The sequence below is a fragment of the Roseovarius sp. B08 genome, assembly GCF_051417955.1.
In the GTDB taxonomy this organism is placed as follows: Bacteria; Pseudomonadota; Alphaproteobacteria; order Rhodobacterales; family Rhodobacteraceae; genus Roseovarius.
In genome coordinates, this window is sequence record NZ_JBPRLW010000001.1 from 1 (window position 1) to 19,747 (window position 19,747).

Sequence of the window (19,747 nt, forward strand, 5' to 3'; positions counted from 1 at the left end):
AATACGCCTTCGCTGGTCAGCCACGCTCCTCAGCGCTCTGGACAGGTCTTCTGTGGCGTACACGATAGATACGTCTGACAGACCTTCCTGCCTGCGGACATCCACCGTCGCATCGGCCTGATCGAGGTCATCCTGCAGCAACTCGAAGGCTCGCCTCAGGCATCTCTCCTCCGGCCAATTCGCGGGGGCGTTCGCAAGAACCCAGCCTTTCGTGGAAGTGCGGTTGCCCTCCAATCGGGCAACACGCTTGGCAAATCCGGTCATCTGCTTTCCTCCATCTCTGCCGCGACTGTAGCCGCGCCGCCAATCACGTAGGGCAGGAGGTACGGCACGAAGTCATCCTGCGCCTTCGCCGTGCCGCGTCCGCGCAGCAGGGCCTTCATCAAATCGGGATCCGTGATGGCATCTGAGATAAGCTGCGAAGCTTTGTCAGATGCGAGGCGGTTCAGCATGTCCCGCGTTCGACTGGACGCCATCTGTGCAGTCTGAATCGATCCACCTGAGCCACCGCCAAGCTGCGCGCCCTGTCGTGCCGCAATGATGCGCGCGATTGTGGAAAGCATCTGGTTTGCCTGTGCACCTGAAAGGCTCTCGCCCACGTTGGATGCGTTGGCCTGGGCGTTCTCTGCCCTGGAAAGAGCGCGGGCAATCGTGCGCAGTCGCGCCCGCTCGTTCTCCGTCATGATCTGATTGATGACGCGCTTGATTTCGGGCTTTTCGATTTCTGCCGCAAGTGCATTACCCGAGAACACCGTCTCGCCCTGCACATGCTTGCTGGCGCTGGAAATCAGGTACTTAGCAACAGCACCCTTAAGGCCGCGAGTAGCCGCCCCACTCTTGTCTTTGCGGGCCGCGTTGGCTGTGAGACGCGCCGCCCGCGTCGGGTTCTGCGCATTGAACAATGCCCCTATGGCTTTTTCTGGCTGTTCCCCAAGGAACTTTTGGGTGGCGCTTCTCTTTGCATTCTCTATGTCGGCTATCCGTCGCGACATGCGCGCCGAGAGGCTTTCTGCCGTTTCCCGCTGACCCACGGCTTCCAGCAATTCGGCCCGCAGCTCCGGGTAACGGCGCAGCAATTCCTCGTTCTTCCGCATGAAACCACGCGCACCTGCGCTTGTAAATTCACCCCTCGCGGTAAAGGCTTTCTCGCCAAACCGGCTTTTTACGAATTCTTCAATGCCGTAATCCGCCCGGTCGCCACCCGCACGCGAAAGCCGTTCTGCATCCTTTGCGCCCTGCGGACCACCACGCCCAACCGTCGAACGCAGTGCGGCCTCCGGTTCAACGGCAGCTTCGCCAGACCGTTTTTGCTGCGTGATCCGACCGACCGCGCCTTGGTCGAAAACCTCGTGCATTCCCGCTGAATAGGCACGCGCCCGGTTCATAGCCGCACCTGCCGCCGTCGAGCCATCAAACGCGCCCATATCTTCCAGCAGTGAATCCGCCAGCCTGTCCGTCAGCGCGATTTGCCGCCTGTTCGGCTCCTGTTGCGCACGCAATTCCCGCGCCTTTTGGCGTAGCGCCGAGTACGCACCGTGCATTTCCTTGACCGAAGCCTGATCCCCGAAAACCTGATCGGCCTCCAGGATGTCTCTGGCTTCGCGGGGAATGATGCCGCGCAGTGCAAATGGCGTATCTTCAATGATGCTTTGCGCAGTTGCCTTTGCGTTTGTCGTCGGCACCATTTCCGAAAAATCAACCTCGGCCCAAAGGTCCGCTTCTTCCAGCTTTGCGGTGCTGAACGCATTATCAACGGCGCGAACCACGTCATCGCTAATGTCGCCTTCCAGTTGGCGGGACCGCAATTCGGAAAGTCGCGTGTCGGCCTGTGAGAGGGCATCGTTTACCTGTCCTTCAATTCGCTTTTTGAAGTCCTGGCGCTGCCTCGCAAAGAAACGCTGTGTGTCCTCGACGTCGCCCCCAAGAGCATCGACCTGTTCCCTGCCGACTTGCTGCGTGCGCCGCCCTTGTTCCGCAACGCGTTCGCGAACATCAACGCTTTGCCGTGCGGCCAGGTCTTCCAGCGCCAACAGGTTCGGGTCGCCGGTCTGCTGCGCGGGCGTCAAACCAAACTCATCATCCGGGTTGATGCCTCGGCCCAACTCATCTGCGCGCTCCGGTCCACCTGCAAGGGTCTGAACGCGCTCCCGCGCCACTTCCGTTGCGCCGCTCTTGGTGTAAGGGGCCATCTCCGCCTTCACACGCCCCGCAAGAGCCCCCATGGGCGTCCTGGACGCCGTATAGCCTGCTGCGCGCCCCAAGCCCGCCAACGTGCCCGCAGCCGCCACAGGGGCCGCTACAGCCGCTGTGTTCTGCACCCACTCCGGGGCACCGGCCCTTTCCGCCGCATCCTCGGCCACGCGTGACACGCCGCCTGCCGTCATTTCCGCGCCGACACCCATTTTCGAGGAAATGGAGCGCAAGGCATCGTCTGCATACTGCCCGACCGCTCCACCCGCCTGGCTGAGCATTCTCAACCCGAGTGCAACAGAGGGAAGGGAGCCTGCGGCGTCCCCGGTGCCAAGCGCAAAGCTCTCAATGAGGTTCTGCGGGTCACGGTCTGCGACACGAATACCGCCCGCCTCCATGACGTTCTCCAGGCCCTGCGCAGCCGATCCTGTACCTTCGTCAAATGGATTGAGCGCGTGCGGCTCATCGAAGGGATTGAGCAGATCCACAGCCCCGCCGACCGTGCGGGCAATGCCCTTGTTCACGAACGCCATCGGGTCGGATTGATCCTGCGGCTGACCCTTCCGCATCTTTAGCGCGATTTCAGCCACGCGGCGCGCGTCGTCCTTTCTGCCCGCAGCGTTCAGCTCTTTAGATTTGGTAATGAGGGTTTCATAAGTGGCCATCAGTCGACCTCCAGTCCAAGGCTTTCGAGGTACTCGCGGTCTTCCTGCGAGATTTCGCCGCCAGTGCCGGGTTCATCGAGGCTGGCAATGCCCCGATCAATCCGACGAATGACCTGCTGCAAAGCGAGGGCCTTGCTCCTGATTTCGCTGATTTCACGGCGATTCTGCGGGCTGATAACCTTTTCCTGCTGCTCCAGGGTTGCAAGGTCGTCCATGAACCGCTGCCGTAATTCGTTCATGCGGTTTCGCGCACCTGCCGGACCTTGCGTAAGGTTTCCGGCGCGGGGAAGCGTGTCCCGGATGATTTCCATGTATCGCTGCGCAGGTTGGCGGTCGAAGCTTTGCGAGATTTTCGCGAGCAGGTCAGTTTCGAGGTCCGCAAACAGTCGGGATTGACGCGCCGCCTCCGGGAACGCTTCGGTGCCAGTCGTAACGTCAGTCACGGTGTTCGCAACGCCTTTCAATATGCCTTCCAGGCCAAACGCTTCATTTCCGACCGCTTCTTCATCCGGCGTTTCAACATCAGTCGTTGGGATCGGTTGATCATTGCTTGCCGGGGGCGAACCAACGCCCGTCCGATAACTGAAACCGTCGCCCTCGAATTCCGTGAACTCTGCGGGGCGTCCACCCGTGCGCATGAACTCCTGGTATTCCGGCGTGCCCGGTTGAAGGCCAGCCTCTTGCGCCCGGATACGAAGGGTCTGCATGGCTGCGGGATCTTGCGGCCCCTGGGCATACTCCTGAACCTCTGTCAGCGCCTCGATGGTGCCTGTGGCCTGCGCGAGGTGCGCAGGGAATTGCTCGAACGGATATTGGTTCGGGTCAAGGCCGTTGTGCTGCACCCACGCATTGTAGGTATCGCGGTCACCCGCTTGGTACATCGCAGCCGCACCACGAAGGATACCTGAGAGCTTGTCAGCCGTCGCCTTGCGCTGCTCTGCTGAGAGGTTGGCCGCATCAAGTCGGGCCTGGCGCTTCGCTTCGTCACGCAGCATCGCCATTTTCTCACGATCAATCTGCATGCTCTGGCGGGTCCGCTCCATGCCCAGACGGTTGCTCTGCACATCCATTGCGGCCATCGGATCCACCTGTGACAGTGCGTTCAGCGCGTTCTGATCACCTTGCATGATGGCAGGGCCTTGGGTCCGGTAGACGTCAGCCAAGGCGTTCCTGCGCTGGTTTTGGTTGGTCAGTGCTGCCGCCTGTGTAGACCGCGCGAGGGTATTGACCAGATCCGGGCTTTGACCGCCTAGAATAATTCGGGCGTCCATATTCATTTTACTGCTCCTGATTTCTTTCCTGTGAGGCTGTTTCCTTCAGCCGGTTGATGACGGTGTTCAGAACATCGTCGGGAATGCTCCCTGTCTTTCTCAGGGAAAGCGCTGCTTCCTCGTCTTGTGATGCAACGAGGATTTCCAGTTCATCGTCTGTCTGGTGTTCGATGGGTTTGTCCGCGCAACGAGACGCGTAGACCCGCATGAGGAATTCGCCCTCGGTTTCGCTGTCTGTTCGTTTGAACTTCATGCCGGACGTGAGCGCCAAAGAGCATTCCGCGTCTTCGTCCTGCGTAGCGACGAAAGACACCAGGAATATCGGCATCTCGAAGCCAGTGCCGTTCGCGCCCTCAAGCTTTTCGATTCTTCTCTTAATCGACATGCTTGCCTCCAGCTTTCCTACGGATGCGCTCCAAGATTGCGGGCCATTCGTTTTTGAGAAATTCGGACGCACGTTCTCGTTCGGGGTCATCGGGCGGTTCCTGCCGCTCAGCGATGCGGTCTAGGTATTCGGCTAGCCGCCGTTTGCCTTCACCCTCCGGCGAGGGCTGTCGGCTGTTTTGCGTTTCCAGCGCTTTGATGCGGTGTCTCAGGTTCATGCTGTATCCCTTCCTTCTTCCCGGCCCGTCACAAGTTGATTGCGTCAGCTTCGAGCACGACCACGTTGCGGTTTGCGGACTGGACGCGTGCGACGAAATCGGCATCGGCCTCGCCAGGCTCTTGCTGCCACGTGCGTCCATCGACGACGACGAATGCGCAGTCGGATGACCCAGGGGTCGTTTCTTCGTTGAGAAGGGCAACCACGAGGCCCGAGCCCGCTTGCCGCTCCAGTCGTTCCACCCTGTTTCTGATCCCGGTCATTTCGTGGCCTCCAATGCTGCGATGCGTTGTTCCAGTTCGGTCGTTTCCAGAGCTTTCCGGTAGCCCTCCACCAGCGCCATGACGCTTGCGCCTTCCAGCGGGGTTAGCTGACCCTCTGAGACGGCCTGTAGGACCGCCTGAGCGGCCTGTGAGGCGTCCTGGGCGGATTTCATGGGGGGAAGGTCGAAATTGACCGGTGTGTCCTTCCTGGCGGGCGCTATGCGCTCCATGCAGAGGCGTAGAGCGGTCGTGTCGCCTTCGAGGGCCAATTCCACCGCCTTGCGGGTCAGACCCTCGGCCTCTCCGTCCAGAAGATCCTCGACCGCACGGGTTGTCTTGTGGCGTGCGCCCTTGGGGCGGCCAGGGTTGCCCTCGGCAAACTTGCCGGTCTTGTCGGTGTACGTTGTCGAGGCGTTTTTACGTGCCATCACGCCCTGCCTTTCTGGCTAGCGGAGGCGTGCACCCCGCCGCCAAGGGCGGGTGCAACGCCAGTGGGGTATATAGGGGAGTGTGTCGCACCCCGTTGCACGGGCGTTGCACGGGCGTTGTACCCCTCGTTGCACCCCCCGTTGAACCGGCGTTGCACCGGCGTTGCACCCTATCCCTAGTCATCCTGGCGCTCCGTTTTTCTGGCGATGTGATTGCGGGCCTTGGCCCCACTTCCGTGCTCGGCCACCGTGATAACCCCGCGCTGGAACAGCCTTTCCATGGCCATCTTGAAGGCCCGTTTTGTCATCCCCTCGGCATTCGGATTCCCCTGGAACGCAGCCGGGGCATAGGTGCTGGATGGGCTGGCTGAAACGAAACGGCCTTGTGCCGTGTATTCGTCCAGAAGGCGCAGGAAAACGCGTTCCGCTTTGGCGTCCGCCGCCATGCGGTCGAGGGTTCCGCCTTGCGAAGTGTCGGTGACGAATACGCCGTTTTGCCACCGGAGTTTCAGGACGATACCTGCAGGTCCATAGTTGGCCTTCATCACTTCAAGCTCGCGGGCATCCGGATCGATTTCCTCACCGTCGGACCTGAGCCGACGGAAATACAGGCGTGAGCGAACCGAGTTGTTCCAGCCCGTCGAACCGGAACTCCCAGAGCCGCTGGCCATGCCAGAAAGCGAGGGGTGAGCCAGCAACGGGATGGTCGTCCCGTGTTTCAGAGCGAGGCCTTTCAATATCCCGATGAACTGGCGGGCCTGTGCTCGGTTGTTCTCATCCCCGCCGAAAAGGTCGGCCAACGTGTCAAATACCACAAGCGACGGGCGATAGCGGCTGATCCAGTGTTCCATGACTTGGAACAGCGGCGTTTCATTCAGGATGTTCGTTTTGCCCTCTGGGCAGGCGAGAAGCGCGTCTTTGCCTGCCAAGCTACGGAATACGAGCTTGTCGAGGTCGCTGAAGGTTATGTCCTCTGCAGCGACGACATCTGCCAACCGCCTGTGCAGTTCGTTCTTGTCGTCCTCAGCACTGACGAACAGGACCGTGCCGCTCTTGCACTCCTGTCCAAGCCATTGGCGACCTAACGCCGTTGCTACGGCCAACTGGAGCGCAATCAAGCTTTTCCCTGTACCGCCATCGCCGTTGAGCAACGTAACGGTTCCGGCAGGGATGATATCCGGCACGTGCCATTCGCGCGGGGGCACGGGAACGCCGTCCAGCGAGGCGGCGCATATAAATTCCTTGTCATCATCTGCAGGGTAAATTGCGGCAGCCCGCGCCATGTTGCCCTCGCCACCAGAGGGTTCGCGGGGGTGCTGCATGCCCGCCGACAGACCGCTTTCAATGGTGGCTATGGCTTCCTGCTCGGGCAAGCCGATTGCTTGGGCCGATCCAAGAAGCCGACAACGGACCTGTGAGTCGTCAAGCCGTCCTGAACCGACGATTTGCCCGAGGCGAAAAGCCACCGTGTTCAGGGTATCATTTCTCCTGCCCTCCGGAGCCGCCATCAGCTTCCCGAGTTCGCCTGACAGCGCGGCGTCGGCCCATGCGGATTGGTTGCCGACATCAAGGTGTAAAACTTCCGATGCCTTTTTTGGCGTCTCTAGCAGGTCGCGCACAGATTGGGGCAGGGCGGGCAGTGTCGCCTTGTCAAGATTGCCGGTGACAGCGCGGTAACTGTCGGTTCCGAATTGGGATCCTGGAGCAATGACGTAGCCGCCGTCTCCCCTGGTATCTATGCCATTGCCGAGCCGCTTGGCTGAATTTCCGAAACCTTCGCCCGGATGCCTGAAGTAGATATGCCGCCCTCCGCTTGGGGTGCACACGCTCAAGCCCTCAGCCATCAGGTCGGCCATTCCAAGGGCGCTCAGGCTGGCTTCTCCAACCGCTTCGCCGGTGTTCTTGTCCACATCGAGGTCTATGACGTAGAGACCGGACTTAGGCCCTGTCGGCAGCCCGATCATCGCGTAGGGATGCTGACGCCACATGCTTTCGACCCTCTGCGGGTCTGTCGTCGCCTCTTTGGTCCACTTGACCAGTGGCCGCTTGTCTTGCCCGCACGGAAAGACCGGAAACCCCTTAGCAGCGAGGTCCAGGGCAGCGTCGACCGGACGCGAGGCCAGAAGGTTCTGTTCAGCCATGGGCAACCTCCCTCCGTAGGGGGATGACCTCAGCCGTCGCCAGGTTTCGCCCATGCGTCTCGGCCCACTCTTTTGCGAACGCGATAGCTTTGGGGCGTGTGTCGAAGCTGCCGACGATTGCCGCGCTGTCCCGGTGGCGGGACCAGTCATAGACGTAGTAGACCGTCAGGTAGCGGTATGGGGCGATTTCCTCGCCCCAACCTTCGCGGACCTCCACATAACCCCTCAGGTCATCCTCGGGTTTACGTGAACACTCAGTCATGCCGCCTCACTTTCCACAGCGGGACTGGCGACAGTGCTGGTTTCGCCGAGGTAGCGCACCTGGTCTACAAGGACGTAGATGCCGAAGCGTGTGTTCTCGATCCCATCATTCTCCTGGAAGAATTCGGTTTCGATGTTGATCCCGTTTTCATTCCGCAGAAGCAGAACGATGTCGGACAGGCGAACCGGGCTGGCGCAGTAAATTGGGCTGCGGACCAGCGCGTCCAGTACTTGCCTTTTGCGATTGCTCAAGGTGATGGTTTCACGCTCACCGTCCGCGTGTTGCACCTCGTAGCGCGCGCCGCCTCGACGGCGCGGTAGATCAAGCCTCGAAATGATCCATTGGGTGTTTTGAGGCGGTTTAGTGTCTGTTTTCTTATTCATGCTCGTTACCTTTGTCTTGAAGGAACGGGCCGGATGCGTTATCTTCTATGTGTACGCACAGATAGATACCGCCCCTGCCCGAACCTTTGGGTGGGGTTTTCTTTCACGCTGCTTCCTGCAGATGACTGATCAGGGCCTCATCAACCTGGCGCTCAATCCAGTACAGCCGTCCGCCTAGTTTGATGGGCTTGGGCAGTCGTCCTGCCTCGATGTCCCTGTAGACCGTTGACCGTCCGCGACCGCCGAGCTTTTGGCGAAGTTCGCTGAAGCTGAGATATTTCATCGTTCGGGCCTCTTGCTTGCTGGAACACCCCAACAGTGTCCCTTCTGGACCTATTATGCTCTCCGGGGTTCAGCTTCGTCTAAATGCCAACTCCAAATTAATTCTCTTTGAATTGGTTTGCCTTAAACGCTGCGATGGCGTTGCTCGTTTTCATTTGACGGCGAAGGTACTCGCTCCGGACAGCCTCTGCTGGTCGCCGCCAGTCGCTGTCGATTCCGAAAAGGCCAAAAGCATAGTCAACGGTTTGACCGTACTCTGTACTTGGCGACCCTTCGAAGACGCCCCACGTTATCGGCTTTCCCAGAACCCGGAAGGCCCGATGAACTAATTTCGCGACCGCATAAGCAGCTGGATTCCTCCCTCCGGGACGCGGATGAGTTGCTCTGAATTTATCCAACTGTCCGATGTCTCGGCCTAGTTCTTCGGCTAGTTTGTCAATCTGGTACATTGTGATGCAACCCGCTTGGACCAGAAGCTGCTGGCTCTCAGGGTCCAACCGGGACAAATGCCTAGCCAGGTTCTTTGCGGACTGTCGGGCTTTGTTGAGGGCATCGATTTCCTCTTTGACTTGATCGATATGTTTTGACGAAATCCATTCTGGCACCCCTAGCCCTTTCGAGCAGGCGTCGATCAGTTCTTCGGAACAATTGAGACGCCAAGCCAATCTCCGATGTGGCTCGTGACCATCATCAATGACCTCTGGAAAAATCTTGGTACTCATCGTGGGCAACCCCGAAAAGTGTATGACGGCTCAGCCTCGCAATCAGCAATCCAACCCTCAATCGCGCTTTCCCGCCAGCCAATGGCGCGCAGGCCAAGCTTTTGGGGTCGCGGGAAATCACCGCGCTCGATCATCCGGTATATCGTGGATCTGCTAAGACCGATTGCGTGCTGCACTTCCCGGCAGCGAAGAATTTTGTCCGTCATTCTAAAACCTTTCTTCTAGGACTGTCCGCAATCTGGCACAGGAAGGTTTAAGCAGAATTAATGCCCAAAAATTAGGCAAATCGAAACACCTCACTTGTGTTTTCGCCGGTGACATGATCCGCCCAACGGGCCATCAAAACACGGCGTTGATCGAGGAAATCCGTGCGGCGATAGGCACGGGCAACTTTCGTTCCGGTCACGTGCGCCAAAGCCACCTCGGCAATGTTCTCCGGCGTACTCGTTGCCTCTGCGCACCAGGTTCTGAAGCTGGATCGGAAGCCATGCGGGCGGGCGTCCATGCCGCGCCGTTTCATCAATGCACTCATCGTCGCGTCGGAGAGAACGCCCCTACGCACACTCGGGAACAGGTAGCCATCCCGCGCCAGCGGCTTGGCTTGCTCGATGACGGCCAAGGCCTCTGCGGACAGCGGTACCCGAAATTCCTGTTCATATCCCTTCTGCGACTTCATGTTTTCGGCGGGAACGGTCCACACGTCGCCTTCAATCTCATCAAGACGACAGAACCGGATCGGCTTGGAGCGCAGAGCTGTCAGAATCAGGAGCCTCAAGGCCAGGTGCGTCACTGTTCCCTCGGAAAGGCTTTTATAGAAGCTTGGCACCTCTTGCCAAAGCAGCGCTGGAATATTGCGTGCTTCATGTCGGGACTTGCCCAGCAACGCCTTGGCTTTTTCCGTTGCCTGAACGTCAACATCGAGTCCCATGGCAGCAGCATGCTTCAAGGTGATGTTAAGCCGGTTTAGAGCCTTTCTCGCGGTGTCTGACTTCGTATGCCAGATAGGTGCCAGGGTGTTCTTGATGTCGCGCTGGTCGATATCCTCGACCGGGACTTTTCCAATCTTCGGCAAGACGTGCAGTTCGAGGGGAGTGAACCATCGGCCTGCCTTGCCGTCGCCTTTCAATTCGGCCTTCTTGGCTTCGAATGCCTCCACGGCCACTGAGGATAGAGTGTGGTCGTCGCGCATCGCATCGCGGCGCAGGCGCTCTCGTTCCTTGATCGGATCTTTCCCGTCCCGCACTACGGCCCGCCAGCGCTCGGCAGAATCGCGAGCTTCTTTCAGGCTGACATCGCTCAGGGCACCGAGACCCATTTCCCTGCGCCTGCCGTGGACAGTGACACGGAGAACCCACTGAGCCCCGCCGTCCTCACGCTTGTGGAGCCATAGACCAGCGCCATCGGAATACTTGCCGGGTTTCGCATTCTTGACCTTGGCGGCTGATAGCTTGTGTTGCGCGGGCAAATATCTGTCCCCCTCTTAATCCACCTCTATATATAGTATAGAACGCGACAGCATGAAACAGCATGAAACGATGAAGTTACCGTTTTTATTGAAAAACCGGGGTGTGTGACACAGATTGGAACCACATGATATAGGGTTTCAATGCCCTTCAGCGGCACCACCTTCCCGGGCAGATTGCAGTTCTGACAAGCAGGCGCCGTTTCGCTTGGGCGTTTACTGCGCCGTGTCGACCCACGGTGCGATATGGAACGCTGGAACCGCTGTCGCCTCGACGCAGGAATTGTCCAGCGTCCGGGTCGGATCGTTCACAAAGGCTGCGGTCATGTCTCCGACGCAATCGACATAGGCCAACGCGCCGTGACCGGCCTCGGCGATGAAGAAGTGCTGCGCATTGGTCAGACCGCGCGTGGCTTCTTTCGCCCAGCTTGCAGCGGTCTGCGTGTCCCATCCGGACCCGATCGAGACGGTGGGAATATCGCTTTCCACCACCTCGTGCCAATTTTCGCGCTGGGTTGATGTGAACGCAGTGCAAACCGTATAGACACCCGCCGCCGCTCCATCGAAAAACGCCGTCACGTCAAAAGGCTGTTCCGCGGACGTCTGCCGGTAACCTTCCATCGTATTGTAGGGCATGTCCTCCTGGCATGCATAGAGCATCAGATCGATGGAGTTCTGCTGAAATTCCAACGTATGCGTCTGCACCGATTGCGCCGCGTCGGCAAAGACCGCGGCGATCTCCTCGTCGGTCATGGCCTCGACTATGGCGAGCAGTCGCGAAAGATGCGGCCCCTCGAAATGCGTTTCGACGAACTTTGACAACCTTTCGCGCGTCGGCGCACCCAGCTGCAACGCCGAATACCCTTCCAGCGTCGCGCGGGCGGCATCCGAGGTCACGATCGTGTCGGGAACGGCGGCAGACAACTCGGCATCGAACAATCCCGGCATCGGGCCCAGCACGCGGTCACGGCGCAACTGACGGCGCAGGTCAGCCACGGCGATCCCGAGCGCCGTTGTGGCATCGTCGATAATCGCGGCATCGCCCAGCGCCATTTGCAGAAGATGCACCTGCTGCTCGGTCAGGTCGTCCCGCCGTGCCGCAAGAACCGCGTCCGCATCCTGTTGCGGCACCGAAAAATCCCAGTCCTTCACGACCATTTCGATCGTTGGCGTGTCGTCGCCCCTGTGCAACTCGTACACCATCGCGGGGATATACGGCGTGAGCGAGCCGAGGTTGAACCGATCGTTGCGTTGCGAAAAGAAGTTGAGCACCAGTTGCAGCGGAATGGTCGAGCCGTCGACCACCAGGTCCCCCGCCGTCGACCGCGCGAGGACGTCGCGCAGCACCTCGCCCAGATCGGGATAGGCCGTGTCACAGGCCATGTCCGCGGCGCAATCCTCGACCAGGCGCTGCATCGACTCCGCCAGTGGCAGGGTCAGCGTGTCATAGAGCCGGACCCACGGTGGCGCGACCCCGTCTATCACGGCAGACCGGACACCCTCGGGCGCACTGCGCAACACCTCCAGCGTCAGCTTGGTACCGTAGAAAATGCCGTAAAGGTTCCACTCCTCGTAGCCCAGCGCGGTCAGGATCATCGGCACGTCCAGCGCGTTCTGGCGCGTGTTGTATTTCGAAAGATCCGTGCCGTCCGCCTCGATCTCCGACAGGCAGTCCTTCAGGAACTGGCTGACCACGGGGCTTCCCTCCGGGTCGGCCTTCAGCGCGCCGGTCTCCTCGGTAATGACCTGGCTGACATTCTGCGCAATCTGCTCGTAGCAGACCACGCTGCCCGAAGAGATGCCGGCGGCCCGCTGATCGAAGATGATCACGTCGCGGTTGGCACGAAACGGCGCAAAAGCGTCCGCCATGAAGCTCAGACCGCTGTTCAGGTTACCGATCCCGGGCCCGCCATGCAGGTAAACCAGAGGGTCCGGGGCCGGATAGGTCGTCTCGGATCGCAGGATCGCAAAGGCGAGGTCGACACTTTGCCGGTTCTCCGGGGCGTCGTGATCCTCCGGCACGGTTTGATCGTGACCTGTCCTAAGCGGGCGATGTCCCGGCTTTTCATTGAGCACACGCAGCTTTTCGCTTAAGCAGGCTCACATTGCGCGGCAGCGCCCTATATACGTTTCAAGCAACCCCGGCGGACCATGGCCAATCATCTCTACAAATCCGATCTTCCAGACGACCTCGACCTCGGTCCGGTCGTCGCAATCGACTGTGAAACGATGGGGCTCAACCCGCACCGCGACCGGCTTTGCGTGGTGCAACTGTCGGGCGGCGACGGCGATTCGCATATCGTTCAGGTGATGCAGGGCCAGACCAGCGCACCCAATCTGGAGCGTCTTCTGACCGATCCGAGCGTGCTGAAGCTCTTCCACTTCGGCCGCTTCGACATCGCTGCGATGTTCAACGCTTTCGGGGCTCTCGCCGCGCCTGTCTACTGCACAAAGATCGCCAGCAAGCTGATCCGCACCTACACCGATCGCCACGGCCTGAAATACCTGCTTCAGGAACTGCTTGGCGTCGACATATCGAAACAGCAGCAATCGTCGGACTGGGGCGCGCCCGAACTGACCGGGGCCCAGCTGGACTACGCCGCATCCGACGTTCTCTATCTGCACCAGCTACGGTCCGAACTCGATGCGCGGCTGGCCCGCGAAGGCCGTACCGAGCTTGCGCAAAGCTGTTTCGATTTTCTGCCCACGCGCGCCCGGCTGGACCTTGCGGGCTGGCCGGAGACGGACATTTTCGCGCATTGATCATGGCAACAACCGACAATTTCTATTCGCGGCTCGTGGCATGGATGAAGATCATCCTGCCCCTGACCGCGCTTGGCCTGTTGTCGACCCTGTTCTTGATCTCGCGCCATATCGACCCAACCAAATCCATTCCCATCGCCGAGATCGACCTCGAGCAGCGCGCCCAGGAACAGGGCGCAACCAATGCTGCCTTCGCCGGCGTCACCCGCGGCGGGGACGAGATCATGGTCACGGCCGAAACCGCACGGCCCAACCCGCAGGATCCGCGCCTGATCAATGCCGAGGATGTCACCGCCGAGATGCGCCTGGCGTCGGGCAGCGTCGTGACGGTGACCTCCGACCGCGCCAGCATGCACCAATCCGATCTGAACGCCTCGCTGATCGGCGATGTCCACGTCGACACCACCACCGGCTACAAGGTGAGGACCGAACGCCTCGATGCCAGGCTGGACGTGCTTTATGCCGAAACGCCGGGCCAGATCTCTGGCACGGGTCCGCCCGGCGACCTCAGCGCCGGACGCATGGTGCTGACCGGAGACGAGGAAACCGGCGCGGCACATTTGCTTTTCACCGATGGGGTGAAGCTGATATATACGCCCCAGCCCGCCGAGGACATCGAACAGTGACCCATTCGTTTCGCCTTTTGATTCCATTCATTCTGCTCTGCCTGCCGCTGGGCGCTCTCGCCCAGGGGGCGCAGGTGGCCTTCGGCAACACGGCGCAGGACAGCACCCTGCCTGTCGAGGTCACGGCCGACAATCTGGACGTGAACCAGCAGGATGGCACTGCGGTCTTCACTGGCAACGTGCTGATCGGACAAGGCGAAATGCGCCTCTCGGCACCGCGCGTGCTGGTCGTCTACAAGGCCGATCAAAGCGGGATCGAGCAGCTTCAGGCGACCGGAGGCGTCACGCTGGTCAGTGGCGAGGATGCCGCCGAGGCGTCTCAGGCCGATTACAACGTCGACACCGGTCTGATCGAGATGGAAGGCGATGTCCTGCTGGTGCAGGGGCCCAACGCGCTGACCGGCGAGCGGATGTTCGTCGACACCCGCGCCGGGACCGCCCGCGTCACCGGCCGGGTCAAGACCATCCTGCAACCCGAAGGCGGCAACCAGTAAATGTCCAAGCCCGACCTGCATATCGCTCACGAAAGCACCGGCCTTGCCGTTGAAAACCTGCGCAAGAGCTACAAGAAGCGAGTGGTCATCAGGGATGTGACCCTGTCGTTGCGCCAGGGCGAGGTCGTGGCGCTGCTTGGCCCCAACGGCTCGGGCAAGACGACGACCTTCTACGCCATCGCGGGCCTGATCTATCCCGAGGGCGGCCATGTGCGCATCGACGGGCGCGATGTCACCGCCCTGCCGATGTACCGCCGCGCCAAGCTTGGCGTGGGCTACCTGCCGCAGGAAATGTCGATCTTTCGTGGCATGTCGGTCGAGGACAACATCATGGCAATCCTCGATATCTCGAAAGATTCGCGCCACAAGCGCCGCGAGCGGCTCGAGGAGCTGCTGTCGGAATTTTCCATCGAGCACCTGCGGCGCGCACCCGCGCTGGCGCTGTCGGGCGGGGAACGCCGCCGGGTGGAAATCGCCCGCTGCCTGGCCGCGCGGCCCAGGTACCTTCTGCTCGACGAACCCTTCGCCGGGGTCGACCCGATCTCGGTCGGCGACATCCGTCATCTTGTCGCAGATCTCAAGAAACGCGGCATCGGCGTGCTGATCACCGATCACAACGTGCGCGAAACGCTCGAGATCGTCGACCGCGCCTATATCCTGCACGACGGGCAGGTGCTGATGTCCGGCACGCCCGCCGAGGTCGTGTCGAACGAGAACGTCCGCCGGGTCTACCTGGGCGAAAATTTTCGTATATCCTGAGCGATCTTGCGCCGCCTGCTGACGCAATGTCCATTGACAAGTAGCCCATATCGCGGATCAAATAAGGGCATGACGCTTTCAGTTTTTGCACTGTTCGAGCTGAGCGACCCATCATCTGGGCCGAGGCCGAGCACACAGAAAACGTCATTTTATCCCTCACAGATTTGACCTGAATCAGGGCGAAACACCGCCCCAAGGTTATTTCTGTTCACATGTTGGAGGTTCTGAATGCGCTATCAAATCAGTGGAAAACAAATCGATGTCGGCCAGGCTTTGCAGACGCACGTCGAGAACGAATTGAACTCCATTGTGGAAAAATATGCCGAACGCCCCACGGACGCACACGTCATCTTTTCCAAGAGCGCGAGCGAGTTCGTCTGCGAGGCGACGGTGCATTTGTCCACGGGTATGACGGCCACGGCCAAGGCCAACGCGCACGAAATCTACGCCGCCTTCGACGGGTGCAGCGATAAACTGGAAAAGCAGTTGCGCCGTTACAAGCGGCGTCTGAAGGACCATCATCGCGACCGGGCGGAACCTATTGAACTTTCTCAGGCTTCCGCCTATATCCTCGCCTCCGAAAGCGAAGGGGAAGAATCGGAACCAGAAAGCCTTCAGCCGGTTATCGTAGCAGAGATGGAACATCCCATTCCCTCTCTGTCGGTCGGAGAAGCCGTCATGCAGATGGAGCTTGCCGGCGCACCGGTGCTCGTGTTCCGAAATGAAGGTAAGAATGGGCTGAACGTCGTGTATCGCCGTGATGACGGCAACATCGGATGGATCGACCCATAAACGATCGAGCAAGCAAGGCGGCGCCGGCCGCCGATGGAGCGTAGCTGAATGCAGTTCTCTCAGATTTTGCGGCCTGACGCGGTTCGGGTGTATTCCTCCGTGTCCAGCAAAAAGCGGCTGTTGCACGAACTGGGCAGCATTGCCGAGTCGGTCTACGGCCTCGATCATCAGGCCGTGGTCGACGCGCTTATCGAGCGTGAAAATCTTGGTCCGACGGGCGTCGGGCACGGTGTCGCCCTGCCCCATGCCCGTCTGTCCGGCATCGATACGGTCGTCGGTGCGCTCGTCCTTCTGGAAACCCCGATCGACTTCAACTCGGTCGACCGCCAGCCGGTCGACCTTGCCTTCGCCCTTTTCGCGCCCGAGGATGCCGGCGTCGAGCACCTCAAGGCGCTGGCGCTGGTGTCTCGCACGCTGCGCGATCCGGCGATCTGCGCCAAGCTTCGCGCCAATGACGATCCGGCGACGCTGCACACCATCATCACCGAGGCGCAGTCGGTTCAGGCCGCGTAAGGTTTGAACCCGAACATCATGTAGTCGCGCTGGTAGATGTCCGCGACAAGGTCCTCGACCTCTTCATCGTAGAAGTCTTCAATCGCGAAGGGCTGGTCTGCCGGCGCAGATCTCGGTTCTTCAGCGGTCTCGTACCCGACCGAGGCTGCCAGCTGCGGCAACCCCTCGGCCAGCTCATCCTCGCGCAACACCACGTCCGGAACGCTGAACTGCGCCATGCCCTGCATGATGGACGCCTGCGTCGCCCAATGCGCATCCACCCGGATGTTGGTCTGACCCGCCAGGTTCGCCTTCAGGAATTGCAGGAATGCGCCAAAGGCCAGCTTGTGGGCCCTGAGGTCATAACCCTCGTCCGGCATTTGCCCCGGCAGTGGCAGCTTGTGAAAATTGCGCAATGTCTTGCGGATATCGGCCAAACACCCCGGCCCGGTTTGCAGAATCTTGCCGCAGAACGCGGCGTGGGCCCGCGCCACCGGATGCCGCAAGACGGTAAAGCTGCGGTGGCCCGGCTTGCGCCGTTTCCACTGTCGCAGGCCCTTCTGGTTCAGCTGCGTGGGCAGATCCTTGACCGTCACGCCATCCAGCCCGGCCAGCCACGCGCACACTTCCGCCTCTGGCCCCGACCGGATCGGCATGTAAAGCAGCGCTGCATGTGCCCCGGTCACGAAGCTAGGCACCGCCGGGCCCCCGGCGCGGCTCGAAATTGGGCGTCCGGGTCAGGTTGAACGGGTCCAGCCCGGAAAATGCCTGCTCCATATCCCTGAAATTCGACACCTTTTCTTCCAGCGCGCTGGGATTCTGCTTTTTCAGCGACGCGTCCAGCGCCTCCAGCCGCTCGTCGCTGCCCAGATATTTCGCCAGCCCGTTCAGCACGTCGAGATCTTGAAGGTCCTCGTAGGCAATGTAGAACGCCGTTTGCCCCGCGGCCTGAAGACGGTTCAGCAACTGCACCTGAAATTCCTGCAGCTTCGTCACGTGCGTCTCGAACTCGGCCTTGTCGAACCGTACCTGGCTGTCCTTGCGCCGCTTGACGTTTGTCAGCTTCCACTGCCCCGTCGCCTGCGCGATCTTCCAGCTGACATAGCTGTCCAGCGGGTTGCGCGTCAGGATGATCTTGGCGCAGCGCGGATCGTCCAGCATCACCTCCAGAATGCGCGGATCATGGTCATGAAAATACCGGAACCCGCCCAACTTGCCGGGCGTGTCCCTGACGGCCTTGATCAGCTGCATCGGGTCCGCGTCCCGCGTAATCTGCGCCACGCCGGCGATCTCGTCGCGGTTGGGATAGCCGATGAAATGCGGGTTGAACGCCTCGCCAAAGCACTCGAAGCTCTCGAACGCGTTCAGGTTCGCCTCAAGGAAGTTCGAGCCGGTGCGCATTTCGGCGAACACCACGAAGTAGTCGAAATTGAATGCCATTCATCGCACCAGGTAGGGTTTGCGCGTTTGCCCCTGCGGCTCGTGCAGGCGATGCTCCACCGGGAAATCGCCCATCAGGTAGGGATGCATCCCCTGGTTCTTGAGGTTCTGCAGGAACTGCCCGAACCCGGTCAGGTCGGCCATCTTCGGCACCTCCGCCAGGCCATGCACGCTTTGCTTGCCAATCTCGTCGATGATGGTCTGCAAGGGCTCCATAGGGGCCTCGATGAATTCCGCCATGGTCCAGATCCGCACCCGTGCCTTGCCCCATTGCGAGCGCAGCACGTCCAGGTGCTTGCTTTCGACCTGCTGCAACAGCGCGGCCTCCTGCCGGATATCGGCGAAGTTCATGTTCGACTTGAACAGCGGCACCGCCCAAGCGCCCGAAATCACCGAGATCTGCGCGTTCTGGTCCCTGGCCAGTTGCCACTCGATATCCTTGATATTATCGCGCGGCCCCAGCTGGAAACACTGCCGCTCGCCCCGCGTGTTCCAGATCAGGCTCGCCAGGAATGCTTGCGGATTGTAGTCGCGCAGCTTCGCACTGTCGCTCAGCGCGCCGTTCATCACGGTCTGGCCATCGGAAAACTCGGCCCGTTCCGGTGCGAACAGGTGCCCATGCACGCGCGTGCCCGTCACCTTGGCCAGCCAGGGCTCGAAATTCTCGAACAGGTCGCTGAATCCCTCGAACACCGAGTATTGCGCACAGGTCAGCCCGTTCTCACGCCCCTCCACCGGGAACCGGCTCTGCATCAGCAGGCCGGGCCGGCCCCGCGTGCGCCGCTCCACCGCCTTGGCAAAGATCCGGTCGATCTTGCCGGGGTTGGGCTCCGTGCGCTTCATAGCACCCGCCGCATCGGTCAGGAACGCGTTGTAGAGCCGATTGGCAAAGGGCCAGATCTTGCGCGCCACGAAACAGTCCGAGCGCCGCAGCAATTGCAGGTGATCGTCGTAGAAGATGTGCGGCTTGCCCTGGTAGTCGAACTTCGACAGGGTCAGCGACCGGCTCTCGATCTGCCTTGAATAGAGCCTTGACAGCGTCTGGAAATAGCTCTCGTCGGGGATCCACACACGCTTGAAATAGCGATCATAGGTCGCCCGCTCGGGGTCGGTCAGTATGGCCGATAGGGTCTGGCGGGTCAGGCACCACCACTGGCTGCCCATATGCGGCACGATCCCGTTGGGAATGCGCCGCTTGTAGCCGACCTTGCGTTGCAGCGCGACATAGCGGTCAAACAGCTTGCGATGCCGCCGCCATGAGAACGGAAAGCGCAGCGTGAACCGCTCGTGATCCAGCCCCCCGATCGTCCACGGCACATCCGCGGTCGTGGCGCTTTCGATGAAGTCGGTCTGCGGCCGATCTGCCAGATAGTCGATCAGTTCCTGCACCGGGCGCAGCGGCAGGCACGAGCCGGACGCGAGGTAGACGTGCCGCACTTCCGGGAAACTCTTGAGCATTATTTCCGACGCTTCCTGCGTCGCCGCCACCAGCCCCCATGTCCCCCATTCGCAGCGGTGGCGCCTGGCAAATTCCACCTGGTCGAGGTCGGACAGGGCGTTGACGAATTTACGGTAGGTCGCGTTGGGCACGTTGCGGTCGGCGTGAATGACCAGCGGACAGCCCGACGCGGCCCAATGGCGCGCCACCTGCTCGGCCCGGTCAAAGGCCGTGTGGACCAGCATTATGATGCCGACGCTCACCCTCTGCCCA

The 19,747-nt window shown here is 60.5% G+C and carries 21 protein-coding genes and 1 pseudogene; 6 read left to right on the forward strand and 16 right to left on the reverse strand.

Annotated elements, in window-relative coordinates; genetic code table 11:
• From ACSQ76_RS00005 to ACSQ76_RS00070, 14 genes are all read right to left on the reverse strand, one after another.
• A partial coding sequence (locus ACSQ76_RS00005; protein ID WP_437154950.1) for a hypothetical protein occupies window positions 1–264 on the reverse strand: 264 nt, incomplete at its 3' end.
• Window positions 261–2,855: a hypothetical protein gene (locus tag ACSQ76_RS00010; RefSeq protein WP_437154951.1), complete on the reverse strand. Its 2,595-nt coding sequence runs from the start codon at window positions 2,853–2,855 to the stop codon at window positions 261–263. The genes ACSQ76_RS00005 and ACSQ76_RS00010, both read right to left, overlap by 4 nt.
• A complete protein-coding gene (locus tag ACSQ76_RS00015; RefSeq protein WP_437154952.1) occupies window positions 2,855–4,132 on the reverse strand; it encodes a hypothetical protein in 1,278 nt (425 codons plus the stop codon). Before ACSQ76_RS00015 ends, ACSQ76_RS00010 begins: the two co-directional genes overlap by 1 nt.
• Before the next feature lies 1 nt (window position 4,133).
• A complete protein-coding gene (locus ACSQ76_RS00020) occupies window positions 4,134–4,601 on the reverse strand; it encodes a hypothetical protein (protein WP_437154953.1) in 468 nt (155 codons plus the stop codon).
• Window positions 4,602–4,756: 155 nt separating this feature from the next.
• Entirely contained in the window at window positions 4,757–4,990 is a 234-nt protein-coding gene (locus tag ACSQ76_RS00025) for a hypothetical protein (RefSeq protein WP_437154954.1), read from the reverse strand.
• Window positions 4,987–5,418, reverse strand: coding sequence for a DUF5681 domain-containing protein (locus tag ACSQ76_RS00030; protein ID WP_437154955.1), 432 nt, complete (start codon window positions 5,416–5,418; stop codon window positions 4,987–4,989). The genes ACSQ76_RS00025 and ACSQ76_RS00030 overlap by 4 nt, the downstream gene beginning before the upstream one ends.
• 176 nt (window positions 5,419–5,594) lie before the next feature.
• Window positions 5,595–7,559, reverse strand: a complete 1,965-nt coding sequence (locus ACSQ76_RS00035; protein WP_437154956.1) for a bifunctional DNA primase/polymerase — start codon at window positions 7,557–7,559, stop codon at window positions 5,595–5,597.
• Entirely contained in the window at window positions 7,552–7,821 is a 270-nt protein-coding gene (locus ACSQ76_RS00040; RefSeq protein WP_437154957.1) for a hypothetical protein, read from the reverse strand. Before ACSQ76_RS00040 ends, ACSQ76_RS00035 begins: the two co-directional genes overlap by 8 nt.
• Entirely contained in the window at window positions 7,818–8,204 is a 387-nt protein-coding gene (locus ACSQ76_RS00045) for a hypothetical protein (protein WP_437154958.1), read from the reverse strand. Before ACSQ76_RS00045 ends, ACSQ76_RS00040 begins: the two co-directional genes overlap by 4 nt.
• 103 nt (window positions 8,205–8,307) lie before the next feature.
• On the reverse strand, window positions 8,308–8,487 hold the full coding sequence (locus tag ACSQ76_RS00050) for a helix-turn-helix transcriptional regulator (protein ID WP_437154959.1): 180 nt from the start codon (window positions 8,485–8,487) through the stop codon (window positions 8,308–8,310).
• 97 nt (window positions 8,488–8,584) lie between these two features.
• Window positions 8,585–9,208, reverse strand: coding sequence for a hypothetical protein (locus ACSQ76_RS00055; RefSeq protein ID WP_437154960.1), 624 nt, complete (start codon window positions 9,206–9,208; stop codon window positions 8,585–8,587).
• Entirely contained in the window at window positions 9,205–9,414 is a 210-nt protein-coding gene (locus ACSQ76_RS00060) for a helix-turn-helix transcriptional regulator (protein ID WP_437154961.1), read from the reverse strand. Before ACSQ76_RS00060 ends, ACSQ76_RS00055 begins: the two co-directional genes overlap by 4 nt.
• Window positions 9,415–9,485: 71 nt before the next feature.
• A complete protein-coding gene (locus ACSQ76_RS00065) occupies window positions 9,486–10,673 on the reverse strand; it encodes a tyrosine-type recombinase/integrase (RefSeq protein WP_437154962.1) in 1,188 nt (395 codons plus the stop codon).
• Between the two features lie 213 nt (window positions 10,674–10,886).
• Complete coding sequence (locus ACSQ76_RS00070; protein WP_437154963.1) at window positions 10,887–12,692, reverse strand: alpha/beta fold hydrolase; 1,806 nt, start codon at window positions 12,690–12,692, stop codon at window positions 10,887–10,889.
• A 129-nt stretch (window positions 12,693–12,821) separates the two neighbouring features.
• Between ACSQ76_RS00070 and ACSQ76_RS00075 the strand changes: the two genes are divergently transcribed.
• The 6 genes from ACSQ76_RS00075 to ACSQ76_RS00100 all read left to right on the forward strand — a co-directional run bounded on the left by ACSQ76_RS00075 (window position 12,822) and on the right by ACSQ76_RS00100 (window position 16,617).
• Entirely contained in the window at window positions 12,822–13,433 is a 612-nt protein-coding gene (locus ACSQ76_RS00075) for a ribonuclease D (protein WP_437154964.1), read from the forward strand.
• 2 nt (window positions 13,434–13,435) lie between these two features.
• Complete coding sequence (lptC, locus tag ACSQ76_RS00080) at window positions 13,436–14,059, forward strand: LPS export ABC transporter periplasmic protein LptC (protein WP_437154965.1); 624 nt, start codon at window positions 13,436–13,438, stop codon at window positions 14,057–14,059.
• Window positions 14,056–14,553, forward strand: coding sequence for a lipopolysaccharide transport periplasmic protein LptA (lptA, locus tag ACSQ76_RS00085; protein ID WP_306127307.1), 498 nt, complete (start codon window positions 14,056–14,058; stop codon window positions 14,551–14,553). Before lptC ends, lptA begins: the two co-directional genes overlap by 4 nt.
• Window positions 14,554–15,312: an LPS export ABC transporter ATP-binding protein gene (gene lptB / locus ACSQ76_RS00090; RefSeq protein ID WP_437154966.1), complete on the forward strand. Its 759-nt coding sequence runs from the start codon at window positions 14,554–14,556 to the stop codon at window positions 15,310–15,312. It begins immediately after the preceding gene.
• Between the two features lie 228 nt (window positions 15,313–15,540).
• A complete protein-coding gene (gene hpf / locus ACSQ76_RS00095; protein ID WP_437154967.1) occupies window positions 15,541–16,104 on the forward strand; it encodes a ribosome hibernation-promoting factor, HPF/YfiA family in 564 nt (187 codons plus the stop codon).
• 48 nt (window positions 16,105–16,152) lie between these two features.
• Entirely contained in the window at window positions 16,153–16,617 is a 465-nt protein-coding gene (locus tag ACSQ76_RS00100) for a PTS sugar transporter subunit IIA (protein ID WP_306127304.1), read from the forward strand.
• Here the strand turns inward: ACSQ76_RS00100 and ACSQ76_RS00105 are convergent.
• Window positions 16,605–18,036 (reverse strand): annotated as a pseudogene (locus ACSQ76_RS00105) (sulfotransferase family 2 domain-containing protein). The gene ACSQ76_RS00100 and the pseudogene ACSQ76_RS00105 sit on opposite strands and share 13 nt — an antisense overlap.
• Complete coding sequence (locus ACSQ76_RS00110; RefSeq protein WP_437154968.1) at window positions 18,037–19,737, reverse strand: DUF5927 domain-containing protein; 1,701 nt, start codon at window positions 19,735–19,737, stop codon at window positions 18,037–18,039.
• Window positions 19,738–19,747 lie beyond the last annotated feature (10 nt).